General features: G+C 67.0%; 26 protein-coding genes, 1 tRNA gene and 1 pseudogene. 8 read left to right on the top strand and 20 right to left on the bottom strand.

The genetic code is table 11. From position 1 onward, the window contains the following. The first annotated feature begins 2 nt into the window (after window positions 1–2). Genes obgE through rsfS form a run of 7 tightly spaced genes read left to right on the top strand, consistent with a single transcriptional unit; the run spans window position 3 to window position 6,075 of the window. Window positions 3–1,562 carry a GTPase ObgE gene (gene obgE / locus DC432_RS06520; RefSeq protein WP_116537170.1) on the top strand — a complete coding sequence of 520 codons (1,560 nt, stop codon included), beginning with the start codon at window positions 3–5 and terminating at the stop codon, window positions 1,560–1,562. Then, the gene (proB, locus tag DC432_RS06525; RefSeq protein WP_108319602.1) at window positions 1,559–2,395 is read left to right on the top strand and encodes a glutamate 5-kinase; all 837 of its coding nucleotides are present in this window, start codon (window positions 1,559–1,561) and stop codon (window positions 2,393–2,395) included. The genes obgE and proB overlap by 4 nt, the downstream gene beginning before the upstream one ends. Window positions 2,396–2,399: 4 nt before the next feature. Then, window positions 2,400–3,659 (top strand): glutamate-5-semialdehyde dehydrogenase, encoded by a 1,260-nt coding sequence (locus DC432_RS06530; protein ID WP_116537171.1) that lies wholly within the window; start codon window positions 2,400–2,402, stop codon window positions 3,657–3,659. A gap of 50 nt (window positions 3,660–3,709) precedes the next feature. Further along, window positions 3,710–3,934 (top strand): hypothetical protein, encoded by a 225-nt coding sequence (locus DC432_RS06535; RefSeq protein WP_108319598.1) that lies wholly within the window; start codon window positions 3,710–3,712, stop codon window positions 3,932–3,934. Between the two features lie 10 nt (window positions 3,935–3,944). After that, window positions 3,945–4,541 (top strand): nicotinate-nucleotide adenylyltransferase, encoded by a 597-nt coding sequence (nadD, locus tag DC432_RS06540; RefSeq protein ID WP_116537172.1) that lies wholly within the window; start codon window positions 3,945–3,947, stop codon window positions 4,539–4,541. Further along, window positions 4,538–5,698: a hypothetical protein gene (locus DC432_RS06545; RefSeq protein WP_116537173.1), complete on the top strand. Its 1,161-nt coding sequence runs from the start codon at window positions 4,538–4,540 to the stop codon at window positions 5,696–5,698. Before nadD ends, DC432_RS06545 begins: the two co-directional genes overlap by 4 nt. Then, window positions 5,695–6,075: a ribosome silencing factor gene (gene rsfS, locus DC432_RS06550; protein ID WP_108319592.1), complete on the top strand. Its 381-nt coding sequence runs from the start codon at window positions 5,695–5,697 to the stop codon at window positions 6,073–6,075. Before DC432_RS06545 ends, rsfS begins: the two co-directional genes overlap by 4 nt. Window positions 6,076–6,142: 67 nt before the next feature. Here the strand turns inward: rsfS and DC432_RS06555 are convergent, their stop codons facing one another. From DC432_RS06555 to DC432_RS06565, 3 genes are read right to left on the bottom strand one after another with little or no spacing between them, the layout of a single operon-like run. Continuing rightward, entirely contained in the window at window positions 6,143–7,075 is a 933-nt protein-coding gene (locus tag DC432_RS06555; protein WP_165801205.1) for a TAXI family TRAP transporter solute-binding subunit, read from the bottom strand. Next, a complete protein-coding gene (locus tag DC432_RS06560; protein ID WP_116537175.1) occupies window positions 7,072–8,460 on the bottom strand; it encodes a sensor histidine kinase in 1,389 nt (462 codons plus the stop codon). The genes DC432_RS06555 and DC432_RS06560 overlap by 4 nt, the downstream gene beginning before the upstream one ends. Continuing rightward, window positions 8,457–9,113 carry a response regulator transcription factor gene (locus tag DC432_RS06565; protein WP_116537176.1) on the bottom strand — a complete coding sequence of 219 codons (657 nt, stop codon included), beginning with the start codon at window positions 9,111–9,113 and terminating at the stop codon, window positions 8,457–8,459. The genes DC432_RS06560 and DC432_RS06565 overlap by 4 nt, the downstream gene beginning before the upstream one ends. Before the next feature lie 180 nt (window positions 9,114–9,293). Between DC432_RS06565 and DC432_RS06570 the strand changes: the two genes are divergently transcribed. Continuing rightward, complete coding sequence (locus tag DC432_RS06570) at window positions 9,294–10,658, top strand: MFS transporter (protein ID WP_116537177.1); 1,365 nt, start codon at window positions 9,294–9,296, stop codon at window positions 10,656–10,658. A gap of 107 nt (window positions 10,659–10,765) precedes the next feature. Here the strand turns inward: DC432_RS06570 and DC432_RS06575 are convergent. The 17 genes and pseudogenes from DC432_RS06575 to DC432_RS06645 form a co-directional block, all read right to left on the bottom strand. Further along, window positions 10,766–10,838, bottom strand: a tRNA-Ala gene (locus DC432_RS06575). A 41-nt stretch (window positions 10,839–10,879) separates the two neighbouring features. Beyond that, window positions 10,880–11,179: pseudogene (locus tag DC432_RS06580) on the bottom strand (3-methyladenine DNA glycosylase); the annotation flags it as partial. 31 nt (window positions 11,180–11,210) lie between these two features. Continuing rightward, window positions 11,211–12,026, bottom strand: a complete 816-nt coding sequence (locus tag DC432_RS06585) for a fibronectin type III domain-containing protein (protein WP_116537178.1) — start codon at window positions 12,024–12,026, stop codon at window positions 11,211–11,213. Window positions 12,027–12,029: 3 nt separating this feature from the next. Next, window positions 12,030–12,239 carry a hypothetical protein gene (locus DC432_RS06590; RefSeq protein ID WP_116537179.1) on the bottom strand — a complete coding sequence of 70 codons (210 nt, stop codon included), beginning with the start codon at window positions 12,237–12,239 and terminating at the stop codon, window positions 12,030–12,032. 9 nt (window positions 12,240–12,248) lie between these two features. After that, window positions 12,249–15,017, bottom strand: coding sequence for a hypothetical protein (locus DC432_RS06595; protein WP_116537180.1), 2,769 nt, complete (start codon window positions 15,015–15,017; stop codon window positions 12,249–12,251). A gap of 3 nt (window positions 15,018–15,020) precedes the next feature. Next, the gene (locus DC432_RS06600) at window positions 15,021–15,374 is read right to left on the bottom strand and encodes a hypothetical protein (RefSeq protein ID WP_116537181.1); all 354 of its coding nucleotides are present in this window, start codon (window positions 15,372–15,374) and stop codon (window positions 15,021–15,023) included. Between the two features lie 3 nt (window positions 15,375–15,377). Next, the gene (locus DC432_RS06605) at window positions 15,378–16,952 is read right to left on the bottom strand and encodes a hypothetical protein (protein WP_116537182.1); all 1,575 of its coding nucleotides are present in this window, start codon (window positions 16,950–16,952) and stop codon (window positions 15,378–15,380) included. A gap of 500 nt (window positions 16,953–17,452) precedes the next feature. Beyond that, a complete protein-coding gene (locus DC432_RS06610; protein ID WP_116537183.1) occupies window positions 17,453–17,851 on the bottom strand; it encodes a hypothetical protein in 399 nt (132 codons plus the stop codon). A 2-nt stretch (window positions 17,852–17,853) separates the two neighbouring features. Next, a complete protein-coding gene (locus DC432_RS06615; RefSeq protein ID WP_116537184.1) occupies window positions 17,854–18,264 on the bottom strand; it encodes a hypothetical protein in 411 nt (136 codons plus the stop codon). Continuing rightward, entirely contained in the window at window positions 18,254–18,616 is a 363-nt protein-coding gene (locus DC432_RS16160) for a hypothetical protein (RefSeq protein WP_133177894.1), read from the bottom strand. Before DC432_RS16160 ends, DC432_RS06615 begins: the two co-directional genes overlap by 11 nt. 19 nt (window positions 18,617–18,635) lie before the next feature. Further along, window positions 18,636–20,246, bottom strand: a complete 1,611-nt coding sequence (locus tag DC432_RS06620; protein ID WP_133177895.1) for a hypothetical protein — start codon at window positions 20,244–20,246, stop codon at window positions 18,636–18,638. Between the two features lie 121 nt (window positions 20,247–20,367). Then, window positions 20,368–21,435 (bottom strand): hypothetical protein, encoded by a 1,068-nt coding sequence (locus DC432_RS06625; protein WP_133177896.1) that lies wholly within the window; start codon window positions 21,433–21,435, stop codon window positions 20,368–20,370. Between the two features lie 127 nt (window positions 21,436–21,562). After that, window positions 21,563–23,119, bottom strand: a complete 1,557-nt coding sequence (locus DC432_RS06630) for a hypothetical protein (protein WP_207770770.1) — start codon at window positions 23,117–23,119, stop codon at window positions 21,563–21,565. Beyond that, complete coding sequence (locus DC432_RS16360; RefSeq protein ID WP_165801206.1) at window positions 23,097–23,258, bottom strand: hypothetical protein; 162 nt, start codon at window positions 23,256–23,258, stop codon at window positions 23,097–23,099. The genes DC432_RS06630 and DC432_RS16360 overlap by 23 nt, the downstream gene beginning before the upstream one ends. An 89-nt stretch (window positions 23,259–23,347) precedes the next feature. Next, window positions 23,348–23,596 carry a hypothetical protein gene (locus DC432_RS06635; RefSeq protein WP_116537188.1) on the bottom strand — a complete coding sequence of 83 codons (249 nt, stop codon included), beginning with the start codon at window positions 23,594–23,596 and terminating at the stop codon, window positions 23,348–23,350. Continuing rightward, entirely contained in the window at window positions 23,593–23,847 is a 255-nt protein-coding gene (locus DC432_RS06640; RefSeq protein WP_116537189.1) for a hypothetical protein, read from the bottom strand. Before DC432_RS06640 ends, DC432_RS06635 begins: the two co-directional genes overlap by 4 nt. Window positions 23,848–23,849: 2 nt before the next feature. Beyond that, a complete protein-coding gene (locus DC432_RS06645; RefSeq protein ID WP_116537190.1) occupies window positions 23,850–24,083 on the bottom strand; it encodes a hypothetical protein in 234 nt (77 codons plus the stop codon). Window positions 24,084–24,494: the final 411 nt, after the last annotated feature.

Consider the following 24,494-nt stretch of genomic DNA (forward strand, 5'->3'; position numbering starts at 1 on the left):
TCATGGTCACCTTCGTCGACCGCGTGACCCTGCACCTGCGTGCGGGCAAGGGCGGCAACGGCTGCGTCTCGGTGCGCCGTGAGAAGTTCAAGCCCCTGGCCGGTCCCGACGGCGGCAACGGCGGAAGCGGCGGGGACGTCGTGCTCGTCGCCGACCCCCAGGTCACGACGCTGCTGTCGTACCACCACTCGCCGCACCGCTCCGCGGGCAACGGCGGGTTCGGCATGGGCGACCACCGCTCGGGTGCCCTGGGCGAGGACCAGGAGCTTCCGGTCCCGCTCGGCACGGTGGTGAAGGACCCCGACGGCAACGTCCTGGTCGACATGCTCACCCCCGGGATGCGCTTCGTCGCCGCCCCGGGCGGTCTGGGCGGCCTCGGCAACGCCGCGCTGGCGTCGCCCAAGCGCAAGGCCCCCGGTTTCGCGCTGCTGGGCACCCCGGGCTGGGAGGGCGACGTCGTCCTCGAGCTCAAGACGGTCGCCGACGTGGCGCTGGTCGGCTTCCCGTCGGCCGGCAAGTCCAGTCTCATCGCGGCCGTGTCGGCGGCACGCCCCAAGATCGCGGACTACCCGTTCACGACGCTGCACCCCAACCTCGGCGTCGTGCAGGCCGGAGACGCGCGCTACACGATCGCCGACGTCCCCGGGCTGATCGAGGGCGCCAGCGAGGGCAAGGGCCTGGGCCTGGAGTTCCTGCGCCACGTCGAGCGCTGCACGGCGCTGGTGCACGTGCTCGACTGCGCCACGCTCGACCCGGGCCGCGACCCCCTGAGCGACCTCGACGTCATCCTGGCCGAGCTGGCCGCCTACCCCGTCCCGGACGGACAGGTGCCGCTGCTGGAGCGTCCGCAGATCGTCGCCCTCAACAAGGTCGACGTCCCCGAGGCGCACGAGCTCGCCGACTTCGTGCGCCCCGACCTCGAGGCGCGCGGGTTCCGCGTGTTCGAGATCTCGACGGTCAGCCGCGCCGGCTTGCGCGAACTCACCTTCGCCCTGGGCGAGGTCGTCGAGCAGCACCGCCTCGCCACGATCGACCAGGCTCCCGCCGAGCGCGTCGTCATCCGCCCCCGCGGCTCCGAGAAGGACTTCACCATCAAGGTCGAGGGCGGCACCTACGGTCCCGTCTACCGCATCCTGGGCGACAAGCCCGTCAAGTGGGTGCAGCAGACCGACTTCCAGAACGAAGAGGCCGTGGGCTACCTCGCCGACCGCCTCGCGCGCCTGGGCGTCGAAGACGGTCTGTTCGCCGCCGGCGCGGTCGCGGGTGCGACCGTCGTCATCGGACCCGGCGACGGCATCGTCTTCGACTGGGAGCCCACGCTCTCGTCCGCCGCGGAGCTCATGACCGCACCGCGCGGTACCGACCCGCGTCTGCTGCAGAGCACGCGTCGCACGACGAACGAGCGCCGCGAGCGTTACCACGAGCGCATGGATGCCAAGGCCGACGCCCGTGCCGAGCTCGAGGCCGAGCGCCTCTCGGCGCGTGCCGCGGGCATCGGCGCGGACGGCGACTCCTCGGCCGCGGGCACTGCCGTATCCGACGTCGAGGACGAGGCCCGGTGACCGCGACGACGCGCGCCGACATCCCCGGCGCCGCCCGCGTCGTGGTCAAGGTCGGTTCGTCGTCGATCAGCGGCGACGCCGCGCACCGCATCGACACGATCGTCGAGGCGCTGTCGCGCGCGCGGGGAACCGGCACCGAGGTGGTCCTGGTGTCCTCGGGCGCGATCGCGACGGCCCTGCCGCTGCTCGACCTCGAGGGCCGTCCCCACGACCTCGCGACGCAGCAGGCCGCCGCCGCAGTGGGGCAGAACGTCCTCATGTGGCGCTACCAGACCTCGCTCGACCGCTTCGGTCTGCTCGCGGGGCAGGTGCTGCTCACCGCGGGCGACCTCGAGAACGCCACGCACCGCTCGAACGCGCGCCGCGCCATGGAGAGGCTGCTGGGTCTCGGCATCCTTCCGATCGTCAACGAGAACGACACCGTCGCGACCCACGAGATCCGCTTCGGCGACAACGACCGCCTGGCGGCGCTCGTCGCGCAGCTGATCGGCGCCGATGCGCTCGTGCTGCTGAGCGACATCGAGACGCTGTTCACCCGCCCGCCGAGCGAGCCGGGCGCCCGGCCGATCCACGACGTGGCCTGGGGCGACGACCTAGCCGACTTCGAGTTCGGTGCCGGTGTGGTCAACGGCGTCGGCACCGGGGGAGCGGCGACCAAGGCCTCGGCCGCGAAGCTCGCGTCGACCGCCGGTGTCGGCGTGCTCGTCACCAGCGCCGACCTCGTGGCATCCGCCCTCGAAGGCGCTGCGGTGGGCACGTGGTTCGCCCCCAATCCCGACCCCGTCACCCTGGCCACCGGCCCCGTGGGCGCTGTGGGCGCGCCGGTACACTGAGCGCATGACCGTGATCGCCGCCTCCGTCGACGAGCGCCTGCGTCTGGCCAAGGACGCGGCGCGCGAGGTCGCCCTGCTCGATGCCTCGCGTAAGGCCGAGGTGCTCGGTGCGATCGCCGACGCCCTCGTGGCCCGCACCGACGAGATCGTGGCCGCCAACGCCGACGACCTCGAGCGGGGGCGGACGGATGCCATCGGCGAGGCGCTGCTGGATCGCCTGCGTCTCGACGCACCCCGCGTCGCATCGCTGGCCGCGGCCGTGCGGGACGTCGCCCGGCTGCCCGATCCGGTCGGGCGCGTGCTCGACGAGCGCACGCTGCCCAACGGCCTGCGCCTGCAGAAGGTCGCGGTGCCGTTCGGCGTCGTCGGCTCGATCTACGAGGCGCGACCCAACGTCACCGTCGACATCGCCTCGCTCGCCCTGCGCTCGGGCAACGCGGTCGTCCTGCGCGGAGGTTCGGCGGCCCAGAGCACCAACGCCGTGCTCGTCGCGGTCATGCGCGACGCCCTGCAGGCTCGCGGCCTCAGCCCCGAGGCGATCCAGACCGTCGACGATTTCGGTCGCGACGGCGCCCGCGCGCTGATGAACGCGCGGGGCCTGGTCGACGTTCTCGTCCCGCGCGGCAGCGCCGGGCTGATCGAGACCGTCGTCACCGAGTCCACGGTCCCCGTGATCGAGACGGGGGCGGGCGTCGTGCACGTCTACCTCGACGTCTCGGCGCGCGACGACTGGGCACGCGACATCGTCCTGAACGCCAAGGTGCAGCGCCCGAGCGTGTGCAACGCCGTCGAGACCGTGCTGGTGCACCGTGCGGCCGCCGATCGCCTGCTGCCCGAGCTGCTGGCATCCCTCACCGACGCCGGTGTCACGATCCACGGCGACGAGGACACGCGCGCGCACGACGAGCGCGTGGTCGCCGCCACCGACGAGGACTGGGCCCGCGAGTACGGAACGCTCGACCTCGCGGTCAGGGTGGTCGACGACCTCGACGACGCGCTCGCGCACATCCGGCGGTTCTCGACGCACCACACCGAGTCGATCGTCACGTCGGACCAGGCGGCCGCCGACCGCTTCCTCGCCGAGGTCGACTCGGCCGTCGTGCTGGTCAACGCCTCGACGCGGTTCACCGACGGAGGGGAGTTCGGCTTCGGCGCCGAGGTCGGCATCTCGACCCAGAAACTGCACGCCCGCGGACCCATGGGTCTCGCCGAGCTCACGAGCACCAAGTGGCTCGGGCGCGGCGACGGCCAGGTACGCGCCTGACCGCCTAAAATGGCAACGCGCTTTGCGCACCCCACTCGAACGGAGCACTGATGACTTTCGCCTCACTTCTCGCCCACGCCGCCGAAGAAGGCGGACACCACGGCGGCAACGTGCAGGCCGAGACCTTCGTCTTCGGCGTCATCGCCTTCGTGGTCTTCGTCGTCCTGAGCCTGGTGACCCTGTCGTACCGCAACGTGGCCAACCGTCACGCGCACAAGGCCGAGGCGTACACCCAGAAGCACGGGACGCCCACCCCCGAGGCGCACGGCCACTGAGGCCCACCGTATGTCGGTGACGCGCGCCCCTCGCATCGGGGTCATGGGTGGGACGTTCGATCCCATCCATCACGGTCACCTGGTCGCGGCGTCCGAGGTGGCGCAATCGTTCGACCTCGACGAGGTCGTGTTCGTCCCGACCGGGCGTCCGTGGCAGAAAGAGGGCGTCACCGAGAGCGAACACCGTTACCTGATGACGGTGATCGCCACGGCATCCAATCCGCAGTTCACCGTCAGCCGGGTCGACATCGACCGGGCCGGCCCCACCTACACGATCGACACCCTGCGGGATCTGCAGGAGCAGCGGCCGGGCGCCGAGCTGTTCTTCATCACCGGGGCCGATGCCGTCGCCCAGATCCTCGGGTGGCGTGACCACGATGAGCTCTGGGACCTCGCGCACTTCGTCGCCGTGTCCCGCCCCGGGCACGTGCTGACCACCGAGGGCCTGCCCTCGAAGAACGTGAGCCAGCTGGAGATCCCGGCCCTGTCGATCTCGTCCACAGACTGCCGCGCCCGTGTGCGCCGAGGACACCCCGTGTGGTACCTCGTGCCCGACGGCGTCGTGCAGTACATCGCGAAGCACCACCTCTACCGGAGTCAGGCATGAGCACTTCCGAGAACCCCGAGAACCCTCCGCTGACCCGGCGTCAGCTCCGCGAGCTGCGCCAGACCGGCGCGACGCCGATCATCACGCCGGAGCACGAGGCCGAGGCTCGGGATGCCGCGGCGCGCGCCGAGGCGGAAGAGGCGGCGGCGACCGCTCCCGCCGAGCCCGCGGTGCGCGAGACGGAGCCCGCGGTCGAGACCCCCGCGCCCGTCGACGAGCCCACCGAGCCCGCGGTCCGCGACGAGCCCGTGGACGCCGGTCCGTCGGCTGACGACGCGGCCGAGGGCTCCGAGGCCGACTTCACCACCGAGAAGGCGGTCGCCGACGAGCAGCCGCTGCCGCAGAGCTTCGCCCCCGCTCTCGCCGAACCGGCCCTGCGCCCCTCGGTGTTCGACGACTACGACGCCAGCGCCGACTTCGGCGTGTCGGGTCTCACCCGACGTCAGGTGCGGGCGCAAGAGAAGATCCGCACCGCCGCCGTGCCGATCATCAGCCCCGACCTCGAGCCGTCCTCGGCGCGTTCCGCGGCCCCGACCGCCCGCGTCGACGACGACCAGGACGTCGCCGAGTCGCCCCTGCCCCCGATCTTCCGCCCCGCGGTGTCCGAGACGGCCGAGAACGCCGTGAGCGACCGCGCCGAGGCCCCCGCGCCGTCAGTGGTCAACCCGGCGCTCGGTTCCGAGCTGCTCGAGGGCGCGGCCCCCGAGGTCTCGCTGCCCGACTCGTTCGACCAGCTGCTGGCACGTCAGACCGGTTCCACCGGCGCCGTGTCGACCCCCAACGCCCTCATCCTGTCGCAGACCCCCACCGGCGTCCCGCTGGTGGGCCCGGTCACCGCGACGGGAGAGATCATGATCACCGGTACGTTCGAGCTCCCCGAGGGTCTCGGATCGGTCGGTCACGCACCCGGCACCACCGACGGCCGCGATGCCGACGCGGTGCTCCTCGACGGCGAGCTCCCGCCCGCCTCGTCCCCCACGCCGATCGCCGCCAGCGCCGCGATCAGCACCGTCAAGCAACCGGGCGAGATCATCCGCCCGCCGGCGCCCGAGAAGGGGAGCAAGCTCCTCGTCGGCCTCATCATCACGACCGGCGCTCTCGCGCTGGCGGTGGCCGTCACTCTCGTGCTCGCCTTCACGACAGGAGTCTTCCGATGACAGCCACCGACAACGGCCGCGACATGGCGCAGATCGCCGCGATCGCCGCCGACGCGAAGGGCGGCGACGACATCGTCGCCCTCGACGTCTCCGAGCCCCTTCCTCTCGTCGACATCTTCCTGCTGGTGACGGGGCGCAACGAGCGCAACGTCGCGGCCATCGCCGACGAGATCGAGGAGAAGCTCCTCGAGGCGGGGCACAAGCGCCTGCGCCGCGAGGGACGCCAGGAGTCGCGCTGGGTGCTCCTCGACTTCGGCGACCTCGTCGTCCACGTGTTCCACGAAGAGGAGCGCGTCTATTACGGCCTCGAGCGCCTGTGGAAGGACTGCCCGGTCGTTCCGATCGAGCTGCCCACCCCGGCCAACGCCGCGGAGTAAGGCGCACATCGCCGACGCCCTCTGCCGACCGGCAGGGGGCGTTCGTCGTTCTGCTCGCGGCAACCCCTCAGCCGTATCGCTCCCGATACCGCCGCTCGGCGGCGGGGTGCAGAGTGACGGGCATCGTGTCGATGAGGCTCGCGGGCGTCAGGTATTGGATGCCGAGCGCATCGGGCGACACGAGGGCGGGGGCGTCGTCGATGAGCGCGTCGACGAGAGCGCGAGCCAGCTCGGCCGACAGGTCGGCCCGGGCGAGGAGCAGGTTGGCGACGCCGACCGTCGGGACCGCGCGCTCCGCGCCGTAGACACCCGAGGGGATGGTCGTTGCGGCGTAGACATCGGGGTACCGCGCCACCAGGGCGTCGAGGGCGGTGGTCGTGTCGATGACCGAAACGGGGACGCGCGCGGCGAGAGACGCGATCTGCGGGGTCGGGACCCCGCCCGACCAGAAGAAGGCGTCGATCCGGCGCTCGGCGAGATCATCGACGGCTTCGCGGAACGAGCGTTCCACCGTCGCCGGTCCCGACGCCGTGGCCGGGTCGAGGTCGGCGGCGACGAGGACGCGTCGAGCGGTCGCGGCTGCACCCGACCCCGGAGCGCCGAGCGACACCATCCGTCCGGCGAGATCGGACATCCGCGAGATGCCGCTGTCGGCGCGGACGATGCACTGCAGGTAGTTCTGGTAGACGCGGCCGATGGCGACGACGTCGCCGCCCGCCTCGGCTGCCGCGTCCACGAGCGCGAGGGCGAGATCGACGCGGCCCTCGCTCAGCAGGCGGAGGTTGTCGATGCTGCCCTCCGTGGCCAGCGGACGGATGGCCACGGCTCTCGACGTCCGCGTCGCCGCGGCGAGCAGCTCGCCGAACTCCAGGTAGCTGCCGCCCGGCTCTCCGCACCCGAGAATTAGCGGGCTGGTCGTCGACGGACTGCAGGCGGCGAGAGAAGCGATGCTCGCGCCGGCGACGACCGAGAAGAAGGCGCGGCGGCTCAGGGCCGTCACGGTCGGCTCCACTCGAGGCGCGCGCCGAGGCCGCCGAGATCGGACCGTTCGAGGCGGAGGTGACCGCCGCCCGCGCGCATCAGCTCGGCCACGATCGCCAATCCCAGACCGGTGCCGGGCGTCGAGCGGTGCGTCCGGGCACGCCAGAACCGCGTGCCCATGTTCTCGAGGTCGCCGTCGCCCAGCCGCGTCCCCGAGTCGTCGACGCGCACCGCGACCGACCCGTCGTCCGCGCGCAGGGCGAGTCGGACGCGCGCCCCGCTCCCGGCGTAGTTCACGGCGTTGTCGAGCAGGACCTGCACCATCTCGTCGAGGTCCGCCCGCCCGCACGGGACGGTGCAGACGGGTTCGTCCGCCGCGTCGAGCTCGAGGCCCGCGGCATCCAATCGTGGACGGTGGGGCCGGCCCAGATCGGATGCCGACACCCGGCACTCCCGCTCGGCCCCCTCGTCCCGCGCGACGTCCACGCCGTGGCGAGAGGCCGAGGCGCGGTGCTCCGCGTTCGCGAGCGTCAGCATCCGCTCGACGGTGTGCTCGAGACGATCGAGGTCGTGGTCGACCGCGGCGAGGTCGTCCGCGGCATCCGGATCCCGGGGGAGCGAATCCACGCGGAGCCGGATGGCCGCCAGGGGTGTGCGCAGCTGGTGCGAGGCGTCGGCGACGAAGCCGCGCTGCTGCTCGAGGGTGTTCTCGACCTCGGCGGTCATCGTCGTGAAGGCACGGCTCAGCCGACGCAGTTCGGGCGGTCCGGACGGCCGCAGCGGAACCGGCCCGCGATGCGCCCGGAGGGCGGCCACAGCAGAGTCCAGGGCACGGACGGGCCGCAGGATCCATCGCGTCCACCACAGCGACGCCGCCATGAGCGCGGCGAGCAGCAGCAGTCCCACGACGACCACGAGCGCCCACGCCGCACCCACCTCGGTCTTCGCCGGCACGAGATCGACCTCGAGCACGACGACCCCCGTCGACAGATCGCCGGCGGCGATCACGGGGACGGCGACCAGCGCGGAATCCGGCGCCCAGGGCGCGACCCGCGGCAGCGACACCTGCGGGATCGCCCGCGAGGCCGCGCCCGCGATCGCGCGCACGTCGAGATCGGGCGACAGGCCCCCCGCCGAGGCGACGGGATCGCCGCTCTCGTCGAGCACGAGCACGGCCTCGCCGTACACCGCGTAGAAGCGATCGAGGTAGGCCTGCAGCCCCGAGGTCCCGCCCTGGACGAGCGCCGTGCGGGCGCGTTGCACGACCTGGTCGAGCGAGGCCTGCCGCTGCAGGGCGACCTGCTGCGTCCGCGAGTCGGCGATCGACTGGGCCGAGGGGATCAGCACCGCAACGACGGCGATGAGGCCGAACACGAGCAGGGGGAGGAGCACGCGCAGCTTCACTCGGCATCCTCGAGTCGATATCCGAAACCGCGCACCGTCGTGATCGTCAGTTCGGGCAGCTTCTGACGGACCTGGCCCAGGTGGACGTCGAAGGAGCGCGACGAGGCGGCGTAGGCGTCGCCCCAGACCTCGTCGAGGACCACGCGCCGGCTGACCACCGTCCCCGCCCGGCGGGTGAGCGAGAGCAGGATGCCGAACTCGTTCGGCGTGAGCGCCACCTCGCGTCCCGCCACGCTCACGCGGCGAGCGTCGATGTCGATCGACACGGCGGAGGTCTCGACACGGGTCGGCTCCTCCGGCGGGGTGTACCGACGCGTGACGGCGATCAGGCGCGCGAGCAGCTCGTGCAGGCGGACGGGCTTGACGAGGTAATCGTCGGCACCGAGCGAGAGGGCGCGGACCGTGGAGCGCTCGTCTCCGCGGGCGGTGACCACGAGGACCGGGATCGGGCTGAGCTCGCGCAGATCGCGCAGGACGTCGAGGCCGTCGCGGTCCTCGAGGCCCAGATCGAGGAGCACCGCCTGGGCGTCGCGATGCCGCAAGAGCACGTCGCTGCCCCGCGACACCCGGGAGCACGTGTGGCCCGCTCGGCCGAGGGCCGAGACGAGGGCTGCGGCGACGGAGTCGTCGTCCTCGGCGACGAGTACGTGCATGCTCCATGGTAGGCACAGGCCCCCGGCGCACGAGGTCGACGAATGTAAGGCGACTGTAAGGATCCGGACGTGTCGCGTCGACGGCGGGCACCATGGCCCGTACGTCTCGTCGCCGCTGCCGGGAACTCTTCTCGACGGCGGCGACGCGACGACCACCGACCCTCGACCGATCGGATTCACATGTCGACGACGACGACGATCCCCACGAGCCTGCGGCGCTCCATCTCGAACACGCTCAAAGGCTCGGCCGGCAACCTCGTGGAATGGTACGACGTCTACGTCTACTCCGTCTTCGCGGTCTACTTCGAATCGCAGTTCTTCAGCTCCGACGACAAGAACTCCACCATCTACGTGTGGGCGATCTTCGCCGTCACCTTCCTCATGCGTCCCATCGGCTCATGGTTCTTCGGCCGGTTCGCCGACCGGTACGGCCGCCGCCTGTCGCTCACCGTCTCGGTGTCGCTCATGGCCTTCTGCTCCCTGGTCATCGCCTTCGCGCCGACCGCCGAGGCCATCGGCGCCGGTGCCGTCGTCATCCTGGTGTTCGCCCGTCTGGTCCAGGGCTTCGCCACCGGCGGCGAGTACGGAACGAGCGCGACGTACATGTCGGAGGCGGCCATGCCCGGGCGCCGCGGTTTCCTCTCGTCGTTCCACTACGTCACCCTGGTCGGTGGCCACGTGCTCGCCCAGACCACCCTGCTCGTCATGGTCCTGACCCTCGATGAAGAGGCGATCACCGCGTGGGGCTGGCGCGTCGCCTTCGCCATCGGCGGTGTCGCCGCGGTCGCCGTGTTCTGGATGCGTCGCACGATGGACGAGTCGCTCGAGAAGCACGTGCTGGCCGACAACAAGGCCGGCCGCTCGAAGGACTCGGGCTCGATGCGCGACCTGCTGGTCAACAACTGGCGACCGCTCCTGCTGTGCTTCGCGGTCACCGCGGGCGGCACCGTGGCGTTCTACACCTACTCGGTCACGGGCCCCAACATCGTCAAGACGGCCTTCTCGGGCGGCGACGTCGTCACGGGCACCGTGATCAACCTCATCGCCCTGACCGCCCTGATGCTCATGCAGCCTCTCGGCGGGTGGCTGAGCGACAAGGTGGGACGCAAGACGCTGCTGGTGTTCTTCGGCGTCGGGGGAGTGCTGTACACCTGGTTCCTCATCACGATGCTTCCGCAGCAGACGAACGAGTTCGCCGCATTCGCGATCCTCCTCGGCGGCTTCGTCATCCTCACCGGATACACGTCGATCAACGCCCTCGTGAAGGCGCAGCTGTTCCCGACGCACGTACGCGCTCTCGGCGTCGGCCTCGGGTACGCCCTCGCCAACTCGCTGTTCGGCGGGACCGCGCCGCTGCTGTACGCCGGCGCGCAGTCCACCGAACAGGTGCCGATGTTCATCGTCTACGTCACGCTCATCATCGCCGTCTCGCTGGCGGTCTACATCTTCGCGCTGCGCAACAAGGCGCCCAACTGGCTCGACGACGAACTCGTCATGAAAGAAGCCGCGCACAAGAGGACCCGCGAGACGGTGGCGTCGCGCTGACGTACGCGAGGCGGATCCGGATGCCGAGACCCCGGCGTCCGGGTCCGCCTTTCACCACGTCCGGGAACGACGAAAGCCCCCGCCGAAGCGGGGGCTTTCTCTCTGGGTGGACCTGAGGGGACTCGAACCCCTGACCCCCTGCATGCCATGCAGGTGCGCTACCAGCTGCGCCACAGGCCCGTTCTTTTGTTTTCCGCCCCGTTGGAGGCAACTCCATGAGCTTACAACAGAGTTCGCGGGGGAGAAAAATCGACGCCGCCGGGCGTGTCGTCGGTCGCCGCGACGGCGTCGATCAGGCGCTGCCGCAGCGCTTGACCGCGAGCGCTGAGGGCACGCTGACGCGCCACGTAGACGGCCTTGCCCTCGGGGGTCTCGATGGCGACCGAACCGTAACCCCAGGCCGTCAGATCGTAGGGAGAGGCCTCCATGTCGAGGGTGCGGATGTCGCGCGCGAGTTCGAACGCGTCGAGCAGCACCGGCCCCGGCACGAGGGGGCCGAGCTTGACGGCCCACTTGTAGACAGAAAAACATCAACCACGTGCATACCGAATGTCAGCCAGCGGCGCTCCACCCCGAGCCGGTCCAGGTGTTGACCTCGGCGGTTTGCCACGCGGACCCATTCCAGGTGAAAACCTCGGTGGGTGCCCAGGCGGAGCCATTCCAGACGTAGGCACCGGACAGGGTCTTGGCGCGGATCGGACCGCCCCACGGACCCCAACCGCGTACGTTGCGCGAGCGCACGAACACGTCATACTCGGTACCCGGTGTCAGGCGGGGTCCCGCACCGTTGGCGGGTGAGGTGTAGCCGTTCGGGCCTCCGTCATCCCACACGTCCGCGCCGTCTGAGACTCGACGCCAGATTGCCTGGTCCTGCTCGATGCCCGCACCACGGTTGTCGCCGCGGGCGTAGTTGACACCAAACGATGTGGGCGTGATGTTGACGGTGGAGAAGCTGTGAGGCGCTGCGGGAATCTGCGGGATGCGCGGAGCGGGTTCCTCCGTGACGTTCGCGCCACCGTCACCAATGTTGGTGTGGTCGGTGTCGATCCAGGCGGATGAGTAGAACCCACCCAGCCAGCCCTCACCGTCGTGGTAGCGCGAGAAGTTGCCCGCCCAGAGAACGTGGTACTGCTGGAAGCGCTGGTCGAAGGGCACGTTGAAGCGCCCGCCGACGTAGGCACCACCGAAGTTGGCCTCCCAGCCCCACGCACCGCCGCGGTTGTCCCAGGAGCCGTATCCGTTGCCGTAGTAGCGGACCTCGCCCCAGTAGTCCGTGCGGTTCGCGCCCCAGTCCTGCCCTGTGCGGCGTACCTCGATCCAGATTTGCTGGTTACCGGCACCGTTGAGGTCACCGAACGAAGAGACCATGGGTCACACTCGCTTAATCCACACGTCATCCACCTGAGGGTTGGCGGGTGCCGTGGGGCTGACCGTGATCTTGCGCGGGAACTGCTTCTTGAGTCGCGCGATGAGGTCGCGCGTGTCATTGATCCAGCGCGCGCCGTAGCGGACCTTGCCGTCCTCGCCGGTGTCCGGGACTAGTGAGTAGCCCTCGCTCGCTGCGTCATCGCCAATGGCCATGATGTCTCCTTAGGAATTGGCCCATGTACGGGTATCGGGTGTGGTGCTCCAGGTGTTGGCGGGGTCCTCTGCCAGCCAGGAGCCGGGGGTGACCTCGGTGAGGCCTGTGGACTCCAGGCGCATCGATCCGTTGGCTAGGTCGAATTGCGCGGACTGGAGGGTGCCTAGCTGGTTCTCGGTGCCGGGGAGCGTGATGCTGATTTCCTGGCCCGGGGTCACGCTCAGGTCGCTCAGGATCGTCACGTCCTGGGTGCGGCCCTGACCCGCGCGGCGGCTGAGGATTGCGGCGGCGGTTCCCGGTCCCGGATAGGGGCGGTCGAACTCGACCAGGAGCGCGCGGCCCGCGTTACCGGCCACGTCATCCTTGGTCTTCTGGTTGCCCTCGGTGTCTCGCCACGAGAAGCGCGCGATGACGCCCTGTGCGGCGGAATCCCCGGCAGCGTCCACAATGTCGGTGCCCTCAATGGTGTTGTTGGCACGCACGCTGACACGTCCGGGCACGTCCCATTCCGCACCGTCCACCAGCCACCAGCGGCGCTGCTCGTCACAGAACAGGCGGAGGCCCGCGGCGTTCTTCAGCGTCTCCAGGAAGTCCCACGCGCTCTCACCGGCACGCCAGACGAGAAGGTCGGGCGCGCGATCGATCAGCGAGAAGCGGCGGGATGCGGAGTTGTCCGACGCGCCAGACCATGAGTAGGCGTACTCGGAGGTGTTGGGACCCTGACCATTGAAGAAGTCGATGTTGTGCGGGCCGCTGTACTTGTGTGTCTCGGACACGCGGGGCTTGGCCCAGGTGATCGTGCCGCTAGAGCCACCGTGGTAGGCGCGGAGGAACCACTGGGTGGCGTCGCTGGGAATCGTGAAGGTGATGGATACGCGCGCTGAGGACCCGGCAGCGTTCGGAATCTTCGCGCTGTTCCAGATGGAGTAGCCGTTGGTGGGGCTGTAGGCGTGCATCACCAGGGCGCGCTGACGCTCCCAGTTCGTTCCGCCGATGACGGTACGTACGGACCCCTCCATTGACGCCGTGTAGGTGCGTCCGGGCTGCATACCCGCGGCCTGGGTTCCTGACCCAACCTCCACGTAGGAGTCCTGGCCCGTGGGGTTGTACAGGTGCACGCCGTTGACCGGGACGCCGTTGTGGGTACCGGGCCAAGTCGTGTCATACATACGCGAGACGTTCCATGCGTTGTGCGGGGCCAGGTCCGTGATGCGCGGGTTCAGCACCAGGTTGGTCGAGTCGGAGAGCACGCTGAATGGACGGTCGGCGGCACCCGTGGCCTGTAGCTGAGCGCCGGGGATAGCGCGGTCCAGGACGTAATTGACGATGCTGCGGAGCGAGTCCTGGCGCTGCATCGGCTCGTAGTCGTCCGTGAGCGTGGAGTAGTTCATGAGCAACGCCTCATCGGTCGCTAGCTCCAGGTCCACGCTGCGCCCGTCGTGGCTCACCTCACGGCTCAGCATCGCCATGTCGAAGGTGCGGGTGTCGGACGGAATCCACACCGGCACACCCGGCACGGTGACGGTGCGGGTCAGGATCGAACTCATGCGGTTGGGTGCGGTACCCAGGCCGTCCCACTGGTACGTCACCAGCGGGTCGGTGCTCACCGTGCCACCGTCGAAGTACGGCGCGGGCAGCGTGTCGGGCTTGCGCTCGACGATGACCCGGGTGATGTCGAGTGTTTGGCCCGTGGTGGTGACGGTGGGGAAGGTCAGGGAGATTCCGGCAGAGGTCGAGTTGGTCCCGGAGTGCGGCGTACCGGTCACGTCGATTTCGGAGACACCCGCGGGAATGTTGACGGTGCCTAGGAGAACCTGGCTCGTCGCGGACGATGCGGTCGGACGTGAGTAGACCTGAGTGCCAGGCATGGCCACGGAAGCGCGAACGGTCGCGAGGATGCGAACGCCTGAGGCGAACTGGGGGAAGCCGGTACCGACCACCACAGACACGCGGGCAGCGGCGGTTGTGGTGCGCGTGAAGCGGACGGCGGTAGGCGTGGGGTTACCCATGTCCGTGCGGAGGCTCAGGTTGAAGCCAGAGGCCACCCAGTAGTTCTGGGAGGTCGATGTACCGCGCGGGTCAAAGAAGGTGTTCTGGCGGATGCGCGCGTAGCTGCTGTACGTCGGCTCGGTCGTGCCCCAGCGGCCCTGGGCCTGGGCGGTGAGCTTGACGCGCTGACCGTCCAGGGGCTTGAGCGATTCCGGAAGGGCGGTGTTGATGGAGGGCACGGTGACGCGAGACACGGCATAGGGCACGCGGGAACGGTCCAGCGACAGGTCACCCTCAGCCACCGGGAGGTCCACGCTGGAGGCAATGACGGTGCCCGCCTCGAAGCTGACATCATCCAGGTACACCTTGGCGGTGGTGCTGACGTAGAACGTCAGGGCGTGTGAGGTCGCGGTGGCGGTGAACGTCAGAGCACGCGCGGCGTAGCTGGTGGTCAGCGGGGCGCTGGCGGAGGACGTACCGGCAGCGGTCATGTAGAACGTGGCCCCAGCCGCCGCACCCTTGACGACGGCGCGGAACGTGTAGCTGCGTCCGATGGTCAGACCGGTCAGCGTGCCGACCTGCTGAGACCCACCAGCGCTGGAGCGGTCCCACTCGGCACCCTGGCTGTTGCTCACACCCGTGTTGCTCCAGTAGCGGAGCGCGGACGTGCTGAGAGCGGCGGGCCATGCGTCGAAGTTGGAGGCCCAGAGCGTGACACCAGGGGTGACCACGATGGGTAAGGGGAACTGGATTTGCGCCTTGGCGGAAGGCATGACTTCAAGCACCACGGGTCACACCTCCTGGAAGCCGACAGAGACCCACCACAGGCCCATCTCTGCGTCCACGTCGATGTCCAGCGCCCCATCCAGGACGTAGGACATACCGATAGCCGGAAGGTCGGTGGAGGACAGCGTGAACGCCGTGGGTGAGGCGTGGAGGTTGTACGCGGCGAAGGCGTCGGCCTGGTTGCGGTAGAGCATCTTGAGCGTTCCCGAGCGCGGGCGCGGCGCAACGTAGACCACGGCAATGGAGCCGTCCAGGAGGTCGTAGATGATGTTGCGGGACTCTCGCGAAGGGTTGTATCCCTCGATAGCGGCGGGCGTGGTTGTGCCCGTACCGTTGTTGGCGGTGATGGTGTGGGGCATGGGTTACTCCGTGTACTGCGGTCGCATGCGGACAACCTGCGTCTTGATGGGCGGCACGTAGTTACGGACGGCGGTGTCGTCCACGATGAGGCGGACCTTGCCGACGCGCTCGCGGGAGGCGGCGTCTAGGGCGCGGTTGACCTCATCGACACCTGTCGCCTTGACGGCAATCTCGGTGTCTCGCTTCTTGGCGGTCTCCTTGAGCTTCCGCTCAGCCTCGGAAGTGTCCGCGGTCACCTCGACATCGGCCTCAGGATTGAAGCCTTCATCGAAGGACACCTGGGCACCGGACGCGGCGGATGCACCCGCGTCGGTCAGGGCGGAGATGATCTTGCCCTTGGCCTCTTCGGGGCCTTGCGCGAGCGATGCGGCGACCGCCATACGCGCGTCCTCAGGCATCTCCATGAGGTTGCGCCACTGGTCGCTGCTGAGCTTGATGGAGGCGATGTTGGCCTTGTACTGCTCGACCTGGCCCTTGGACTGCTCGACCTTCTCGGCCCAGGCATCGACGTTGAACACGCCGTCTTCGGACGTAGCCGCGTTGATAGCGGAGTCGCGCACACCGTCATAGGCGTCAGAGATTTGGTCGACTAGCTCGGCCTTGATCTGTAGCTGCTCACCGCCCGCTTCTACCCAGTTCTTCTCTGCCTGGGCGGCAGACTCAGCGGCAGCGGAAGCCTCGCGCAGATAGTCGTTGTACTGACGCTGACCCTCGGTCTGGTCCGTGATGGTCTGGAGGGAGCGTCCCGCCTTCTCATTGTTCTGGTCGTAGGCGGAGCCTTCTTCCTGGAGCTGCTTCAGGCGCTCTTCTCCGGCGCGGAGCTTCTCCTTGAGGCCGTCTACGTCGCCCGCCATGGCCTTAGCCAGGTCCTCGTAGCTGTTGCCCGACTTGTCCGCGACATCGCGGAGGTCTTCCAGGTTGGTCACGCCCTCTTCGGTGGCGGTGGCCATTTCACGGATAGCGTCCGCGATGTCCTCGATAGCCGGTGCGGCCTCACCGCCCGCGTCGATGTACGCCTGTGCGAGTTCGGCGGCGCGCTGCTTGAACTCGTCGGACTCTTCGCCCGCGGTGTTGAAGGCGTTGATGAGAAGACCGATACCGGCAGCACCCGCGGCCAGAGCGAACGCGGGACCCAGACCGCCGACAGAGCCAGCCAGACCACCAAAGACATCCTGCGCGATCTGCGGGAGGTCTTCCATGTCGCCACGGAAGGACGAGAAGGTTTCGCCCAGGTTCTGCGTAAGCTCGCCGGATGCCTCAGCGGCAGAGTCCGAAACGCTGTGAAGGCTACGGCCCGCGCTGTCGGAAGCGTCCTGAGCGGAGGTCTTCATCTTCGCGTACCCGGCCCGGAAGTCCTGGTCGATAGCGTCGGCGGTTTCCTTGATTTCCTTCTTGAGCTTCTTGGTGCTGTCCTGGGCCTGCTCCATGGAGCGGTCCAGACCGTCCGCACCCTTGCTCTTCGCCAGGCCGTCTAGCGCCTTCTCGGCGTCCTCTAGCGGCTGGATGACGCCGGACTTGATGCCCTTTTCGAACGCGCCAGTCTCAGACGCAATGGCAATCTGATGTGCCTTGGCCATAGGTCACCCCTTTTCTGCGGCGTCGTGAAGTGCTCGGTGTGCGGTCTGAATCCAGAGGGACGCAAAGCGCGGGATTGAATCGTTGGCTGCGGGATAGACCACGTTCCCGCTACGGCGTGGAGCGCCGAATGTCGGGCCAGCCTTACGGGTGTAGGTCTTGCCCTTCTTGGACCGCTGCGTGATCTGCTTCTGCGGAGACATACCGAACTCAGCGGCACTGGAAAGGGCGATGACAGGGGTACCGGATCGGAGCTTTCCGACCGCGCCAGACTTCAGCGTGACGTTTCGCGCTGTAGCACTGACGCGGGCGGAATCGACTAGCACCCGCTGTTGGACACGCGATAGAGCGCGTCCCTTGAGTTCGTCGAACCAGATAGGCTGTGCGGCCTTCTTGGTCTCGGAACCGATGAACTTCTTTGTCTCCGTTGGGACCTCCCGCATTGCCTGCGCGAGGACCGACAACGGGGACTCCACCAGGAGCGAAATGCTCCGGACCATGCTTAGGACGCGCTCCAGACCGGAGTACCGGAGACGTTCAGCGACACGGCGGACTCAGCGGCAGCGTTGGTTGCACCGCCGATGGTGGGGGCCTTCAGGAGAACCTTGAAGGTGAAGACACCCTGGGTACCGGGGAGGATGAGCTTGATGGTTGCCTCATTGCCCTCATTGGTGAACCAGGACTTAGCCAGACCGGTGGAGGTCCAGTCCTGGTACAGAACGCCCGTGAATACCCAGGTGCTCTTGCCGTTCAGCGGGACAGCCGTACCGGATGCGTCGATGACCGACACCTCAGGAGTGGTGGGCGTCAGCGCCGGGTCACGGAATGCGTTCGTGTACTCGTCTGCGCCAATGGTGATGGTTGCCTTGTTCAGGAAGGTCTTGTTGACTACTACGGCCATGATTACTCCTCCTCAGGAGCGGGTGAATAGGTGACTAGAACGGTGATGGGGAAGCGATAGCCGCTCTCGCCTGCCTCCAGGCGGAAACGGGAGCCGTTGTCCCAGACCAATTGCGGAAGAGAATCGAGAAGGAACGCGAGTTCTACGGCAGCATCACCCAGGCGAGTCAGGGCCTTATCGCCGTCCTTTTCCGGGGTAATGAGGTTCAGAGTGAACTCCAGACCGATAACGCCCGGGGGAAGCTCGCCGCCTGAGATGTTGGCTACGATGTCGCCCTGCTCATAGGTGACGGTGAGCTTGCGGAACGTGTCGCCCGCCTTCTCGATGTCGGTGATTACCCAGTCCTTAGGAAGGCCCTGAGTGAGTGCACCCTGTAGGTACTTGCGCGCCTCGCTGAGGGAGTTAGAAGACACTGGGTACTCCCTTGCTAGGGCGGATAATTGAGCGGATGGTCTTATCGAGTGGACGCGGCGTGAAGCTGTATCCCTCGGTGCCGATAGCGCCGTCGGAGCCTGCCTGTCCCGCGTTCCAGAGGTTGCGTGCCTGCTGGAGTTGCGCGTAGACCAGCGCCGACGAAGGCTCTTTGTAGGCACCTCCGTCAGCGGGCCAGCCGACCGAACCGGCAGGGGCGTACTCGATGACCTGTTCCCGGGCAATCTCTAGGAGGAATCCGCCTAGCTCGTCCGTGGGCGCGTCATGGGAACCCCAGGCAGCGGTGAATCGCTCCACCTCTGCCGGGGTTTCCAGTGAGAACCACTTAGCCATTGAGTACGCCCCTATCCGCTTACGGCTTGGTGCCGATAAGCGACAGCGACTCCGGACGAACCACGAAGGTCTCCAGGAAGGCGACCTGTGCGCGGTCAACGCCGAACTTCGCGACCTCAAGGGCCTCGATGTTGGCGTGCACCTCACGGAACTCGATAGCGTTACGCGCGCCAACGATCATCTGAGGCGCGGTGGCAACGGTGCCGGTGAAGAAGGACTGGGGAGCCTTGACCACGCGGACCTTGCCGGTGCTGGCCTCGCCCGTGCCGATACCAACGGCGAACTCCACGAACTCAGGAACCAGGTCCTTGGGCGTGTAGAGAAGCTGGTTCCAGGCGGTGGGGTTGACGATTGCGAACGATGCGTCATCGCCGTTGTCCGAAACCAGGTCGATGCCCTGGATAAGCTGACCCATGGCGGCGGGGTACTGGGTGGGGTAAGTACCGGGAGCAACCAGGCGGTCCAGAGCGGCAGAGTTGCGCGAAGCGACCGTGAAGATGTCGGCCAGCGCGGACTCATCGATGACCTTGGCAGCGCTGTCAACAACACCCTCAAAGAAGGCCTGGATGACATCTGCGCCACCGTCGAGGTACTGCCACTCCAAGGCCACGTCGGCGGCGTAACCGAACTTGCGGAGCGTGCTGGAGACGGTCGAGGTCGTGGCGTTACCGGTGGGAAGTTCGACCTTCTGCGCGGCACCAGAGATTTCCTTGACCAGGGCGGTGCCCTGGGCGATCTTGAAGCCCTTGCGGCCACCCAGAGCGATGCCGCCCTGCTGGTGGTTTGCCAGCGAGATGTAGCGCTGCGTGTAGCGCTTGCCCTGCCACAGCTTGCCCGTGAAGGTCTGCGGGATAGCGCCCGACGTAACGTGAGCCGGGGTGGTCACGTCAGCCAGAGCGGCCAGCATGGTCTCAGCGTCAGCGTTGTCCAGCGAGCGGGACTTGACCGATGCCATAGCGGAGAAGACGGCGTGCATATCCACGTCGGCCTTCTTGGCGGGTGCGTTACCCATGAGGGTTGCCGGGACCTGTGCCCCAGCCTCATTGGTCTCAGACATGGAGAACTCCTTGGTTTCGTCTGATGTGGATTCCTCAGCCGGGGCGGCTGTAGGCGTGGCCTCCGGAGAGGCCGAAACCTCGTCAGGAGTGGTCTCGGTAAGGGCGGTCTGTGCCGCCTCGGCGTCAGCGATGACGCGCTGTGCGCCCTCGTGCACCAGGCGCACGTAGGCAAGAAGGGCCTCCAGGGCGTCGCCGCTCAGCGGCTCAGGCTTAGGGGCCTCATCGGGGGCGACAGAAAAGAGAGCGGCTGAGGCAAAAGCGCCGTCCTTGACGACAGCGGCACCGGTCAGGCGGCTCTTGAGTGCGCGTGCGCCCTCGCGGACGATGCCCGCGACCTCGGCGCTCAGCTTGCGTACGGGGTTCGCCAGGTAGGCGTCACCCTCGTCTGTGTCCGCAATGGCGAACTCAGCGACGATTCCCGCGTCCGTCTTCTCCAGGGAGACAGCGCGACCAATCGGGTTGAAGCGGTCGTGCTCGACGTTGAGCGTGACCACGGTGGAGTCACGGGGAAGCTCGATGCTGTCGGCGGAGAACTCAATGGGTTCATTGCCGGACTGGTTGGGGCGGCTCAACTCTCCGAACGGAAGGAGCAAGCCCCGGATGAGGCGTGAGTCAGCGACTCGGCTAAAGACACCGGCCTCTGCGGTGTGGGTGTTGTCACCCCGTGGGAACTCCACGGGCTGGGATGTTCGTTCAGACATTGATGTCCTCGATTTCTACGGGTGACTCAGCCGTCAGAACGTTGTCCGGGGCCGACACCATGAACTCAGAGAGGTCAGCGCGGACCTCTGCGTTGGGTCCCACAACGTCATCCATAGACAGACGTGCGGTGATTGCGTAGGCAAAGCGGGCCGAACCGAACACCCAAAGCTCAGACGCCTTGCCGTTCTCATTCGTGTAGGTCATCTGACCGTTGGAACCGCCCTCTTTGCCCGCCTCAAGGAAGTTCGCGGGCACGCCAGAGTGCATGGCTAGCTGAAGACGAAGCGAGTTCATCCCCGACTCAAAGAGGTCCACCTGGCTGTCCTGGTGGTCCTTGACCTCCAGGTAGGAGGGCGTCACAGACACGGCGTGCTTATTGCGCTGCTCGGCGTAGTTCTTCGCCAGTGCCGCCATTTCCTCGGGCTGCATCTCGTCGTACTGCTTGTCGGTGACGTGAAGCTCAGTGGCCGCGGGAGGCGTGTCTAGGCGGGCCTGGCGGGCGTGCTCCAGCTTGCGCGCCTGGCGGATCGAGTCGATTCCATCGGTGAGAAGACCATTGGAGCCAAGCTGAATGAGGATGAGGCGTTGCGTGTAGTTGGCGGGAACGCTTTCCTTCACCTGTACCTTGCCGTCTGAGTCCATGTCCCAGAGGTCGCGGGGGACGTGGATGAGGTCTACGGGGAGGCCGTCAGCGCCAAGCTCAGCGCCCAGGAGCGCCCAGCCGAACAGGAAGAGGTCCTTAACGCATCCGGTCCAACGCATGAAGGGCGGGATACCGGAGGCGGAGTTGTTGACCCAAAGGGGCTGCTCGACCTCAACGCCGTCACGCCACACGCTGTACTTGAGCGGGGCGACTAGAGCGGTGTGGGCCTGGAGCGCACGGTTGACCTCAGGCACGCGGAGGGCCAAGTCAGGCGTGATGATTTCGGAGGGAGCCTGGTCCAGGAAGTCACCGATAATGGCGCGGGAAAGGCTGTTCGGGTCTGCCCAAGGAGAGACAATGCCTAGGTTTGTGGGTGCACTGACCAGCGACTTGCTCCGCTTAGTGAATACACCCAAGATGAATCTCCGTTACAGGCACCCCCGCCCTTCTTGGCGTGACTGACGCTGAAGGAGAAGAAGGACGGGGGCGTTAATGATTAACTATTCCATTATACCGCATATAGGAATGGGCTATCGAAACGCACTAAACCCAAGTGATCTGAGGAATACCGCCACTCGCGCGCTGCTCATCCAGGACATAAGCGGCGATGGATGCCGCCTCTAGCGGCGTGATATCGTCACTCGGGCGGTTCTTGATATCGGGGCGTCCGAAGGCCCAGCCGCCTGACTGGCCAAAGGCGCGCTTCACCGCGATACCCGCGGCACCGTTCATCTCCTGCTGGTCGTAATGGCGTAGTCCGTCCTCATTCAAGAGGTTGACGAAGTGCACGGCAGCGCGGGAGATATCGCGAGTGAGTAGCGGTCGCTCAAGTGGTGCGGGCCGTGACTCACGAAGCTGACGCATCTCGACTTCAGTCGCATTCGACCCCGCGTCATACGTGATGGGTCGGTTGTGCTTGCGTGCGAGGCTCAGAAGCTTGGTGCGGAACCCAATAACGCCTTCCTGGTGATGCAAGAGGGCCGTGTGTACCCGTCCGTCATCGCCCTTCCAGGCCGCTGCAATGGATGCCCAGGCGGCTTCCGGGTGCACGAAGGCCGACAGAGCGAACACCTTGGGCGGCGTGATGCCCGATTCACCCAGCGCCAGGGCCGCTGCGGACCACTTGGGAGCACTCAGAAGGGCCGTGTTGGACCCCTCCATGCCGAAGATGTTGAAGTATTCGCGGGTGTACTTCTTGACTCCCAGGCGCTCGTAGCTGTTCTGGATGCGCTCTAGGGTGGTCAGGGTGCCGATACCGGGGTGCATCCGTAGCGTTAGCTCTCGGGCGTGTGCGGTCGGGTGCTCGTCGTCGGGTTCCCAGCGCACCAACTCTTCGGGGTCGATGTCGTCGGGGAGCATGTAGGCCACGCGCCCTGCGCGCTCATCGTTCAGCGTGGCCCAGAACTCAGAGCCGCCCCGGTAATCGCCGGCTGTTCCGGCAAGCACAAGCTGACCGTCAGGGCGCGTGTCGAAGGACGGGATGACGGCCCCGATGACGTCTTCCCAGCGCTCAGGGCTGGCCTCTCCCGCCTCGTCGGCTAGGAGGGTGTCGTAGGCACCCGAACGGATAGCGTCACCGTCCGGGGACAGCACAGACAGCACCGAACCGTTGGGGAACTCGACGCGCTCTCCACCGTTGGACTTCACCAGCTTGATAGGTGACCCCTTAGCGAAGGCCTCACGGTCGGTCGAGTCGGGGAAGAGGCGCGAAATAGGGCTGTAAATATCGAGCCGGTAGCGCTCGGCGGTCTTCTTCTGGGTCGTCAGAAGGGTGAACCCGGCTAGATGTACAGGCCTCAGGTAGCACCGGCCCAGGAGGATGCAAAACAGAGTGGTGGTCTTGGACGAACGGCGCGGCATAATCACGGCGTTCATGAGGTGCCCGCGCGCCAGCATGTCCGCTACGCGGAGCATCTGCGGGTGCACGGTGCCGAGAAGGCCCAGGAACCAGGCCCCCACCAGGAACTCATCCCGGGTGGCCTGGTCGGTCACTAGCTCGGACTGGTACAGCGGTTCAATTCCTGAGTCGCGCTTGGCTAGCCACTCAGACTCCTTGCGGAGCGGATGATCTGCTACTTCATCGGGTAGGTCCGCTGTCATGCGTGCCCTCCGATACGTCATAGATGGTCTGTTCCTTATCGCCCGGGCGCAGCACGCTAATGAAGCGGGGAAGCTCCGATACATAGATCAGGAGTTCCCCGTCAACGTCGGGATTGAGGATGGGGTCAGGCAGGTCCATGGGGGTGCTCCTGGTAGGGTCGGGGGTCGGGTCTCGGTCGGGGAGAGAGACGCGTGATGAGCCGGAGGCGGGGGTTGCTATGACTTCCCTCAAAAAGTCGAGGTCGGGTCGCCCTCGGCTCGCTTGATGATGCGGCGGTGCTCACACTCTTCGTCCTTGCACAGCAGAGTCCACTCAGGCATGAGTAGGTCAGCGCTACTCAGACCGAATGGACCGAGCACACTGTCTACTTCCTCCTTGTGCTGGATGGTCCACTGATCCAGTACGCGCGATACGCGGTCACCTGCCGGGATGAGACAGACCTCATCGTTCTTGTTGAGGTGTCCGTTGTTGCTCACTCGCTGGCCTCCTTATCCTCAGGCGCTACCTCATCGGTGGGTACCTGGTCCCCATCACCCTGGGTGGGCGTGGGTACCTGGGTGGGCAGGGCATCACGCAATGCCTGGGCCTCTGCCTCCCACTCGCTTAGCTCAGCCGTAGCCTTAGCCAATTGCTCAGTGATGTTGGCCACGTTGTTCTTGCCCAGCGTCACGCGATACTCCACGCTCTCAAGCTGGCTGCGTAGGTACTGCTCTACTACTGTGTTCATGGTTAGTTGTCCTCATCGAATGTGTAGACCTGACCGATAGTCAGGCCGGGGTCAGGGTCCAGGCCGAACCCGAAGCTAAGGCCTGCCTCAACCTCGGTGATGTCGTCCCGATATCGGCGCATGCTGGTCACGTTGGGGATGCTGTCCTTCTTGACATCGGATACAGCCTCAGCGCCGTAGACGTTCCCGAACTTCTCGGATCGGAATACTTCTACGATCTTGATGATTGATGACATGTCTTCTCCTTATGCCCAGGCTGGGCCTTGGAATGTGGTCTTGCTCTTTCGTGCGTTGGTGATGCGTGCGCCTATGCGCCCGCCCTCACGCCTGTTCTCGCCTCGGTGCTCGGGTGCTGCGTTGTCCACACCCTCACCGCCTAGCGGGTCTATGTGCCCCACGTCATAGGGCAGTCCTTCCGGGATAGGCCCACCACAGCGCCAGCACTGGGCGTCATCCCCGCGTGACCAGATACCCCGTACCTGATTGCGGATGATGCGGCAGGTTCTACGCCACTCAGGCGTTGCGTGCTTACTGGACATGTACACGCCCCTCATGCACGTCACGCGCGGCCTCTGCCTGATCCTCGAAGACATACGGCCCTCGGAAGTCGTTGCAGTCCTTGCACGTCCACACCCAGCCAAGTCGCG

Source organism: Microbacterium testaceum (genome assembly GCF_003075375.1).
GTDB lineage: Bacteria > Actinomycetota > Actinomycetes > Actinomycetales > Microbacteriaceae > Microbacterium > Microbacterium testaceum_E.

Bases quoted from the DNA above. Each gene is read 5' to 3' on its own strand.
- obgE (WP_116537170.1), top strand. From the start codon at position 3: ATGGTCACCTTCGTCGACCGCGTGACCCTGCACCTGCGTGCGGGCAAG.
- DC432_RS06530 (WP_116537171.1), top strand. From the start codon at position 2,400: ATGACCGTGATCGCCGCCTCCGTCGACGAGCGCCTGCGTCTGGCCAAG.
- DC432_RS06535 (WP_108319598.1), top strand. From the start codon at position 3,710: ATGACTTTCGCCTCACTTCTCGCCCACGCCGCCGAAGAAGGCGGACAC.
- nadD (WP_116537172.1), top strand. From the start codon at position 3,945: ATGTCGGTGACGCGCGCCCCTCGCATCGGGGTCATGGGTGGGACGTTC.
- DC432_RS06545 (WP_116537173.1), top strand. From the start codon at position 4,538: ATGAGCACTTCCGAGAACCCCGAGAACCCTCCGCTGACCCGGCGTCAG.
- rsfS (WP_108319592.1), top strand. From the start codon at position 5,695: ATGACAGCCACCGACAACGGCCGCGACATGGCGCAGATCGCCGCGATC.
- DC432_RS06565 (WP_116537176.1), bottom strand. From the start codon at position 9,113: ATGCACGTACTCGTCGCCGAGGACGACGACTCCGTCGCCGCAGCCCTC.
- DC432_RS06570 (WP_116537177.1), top strand. From the start codon at position 9,294: ATGTCGACGACGACGACGATCCCCACGAGCCTGCGGCGCTCCATCTCG.
- DC432_RS06585 (WP_116537178.1), bottom strand. From the start codon at position 12,026: ATGGTCTCTTCGTTCGGTGACCTCAACGGTGCCGGTAACCAGCAAATC.
- DC432_RS06590 (WP_116537179.1), bottom strand. From the start codon at position 12,239: ATGGCCATTGGCGATGACGCAGCGAGCGAGGGCTACTCACTAGTCCCG.
- DC432_RS06600 (WP_116537181.1), bottom strand. From the start codon at position 15,374: ATGCCCCACACCATCACCGCCAACAACGGTACGGGCACAACCACGCCC.
- DC432_RS06605 (WP_116537182.1), bottom strand. From the start codon at position 16,952: ATGGCCAAGGCACATCAGATTGCCATTGCGTCTGAGACTGGCGCGTTC.
- DC432_RS06610 (WP_116537183.1), bottom strand. From the start codon at position 17,851: ATGGCCGTAGTAGTCAACAAGACCTTCCTGAACAAGGCAACCATCACC.
- DC432_RS16160 (WP_133177894.1), bottom strand. From the start codon at position 18,616: ATGGCTAAGTGGTTCTCACTGGAAACCCCGGCAGAGGTGGAGCGATTC.
- DC432_RS06630 (WP_207770770.1), bottom strand. From the start codon at position 23,119: ATGACAGCGGACCTACCCGATGAAGTAGCAGATCATCCGCTCCGCAAG.
- DC432_RS16360 (WP_165801206.1), bottom strand. From the start codon at position 23,258: ATGGACCTGCCTGACCCCATCCTCAATCCCGACGTTGACGGGGAACTC.
- DC432_RS06640 (WP_116537189.1), bottom strand. From the start codon at position 23,847: ATGAACACAGTAGTAGAGCAGTACCTACGCAGCCAGCTTGAGAGCGTG.
- DC432_RS06645 (WP_116537190.1), bottom strand. From the start codon at position 24,083: ATGTCATCAATCATCAAGATCGTAGAAGTATTCCGATCCGAGAAGTTC.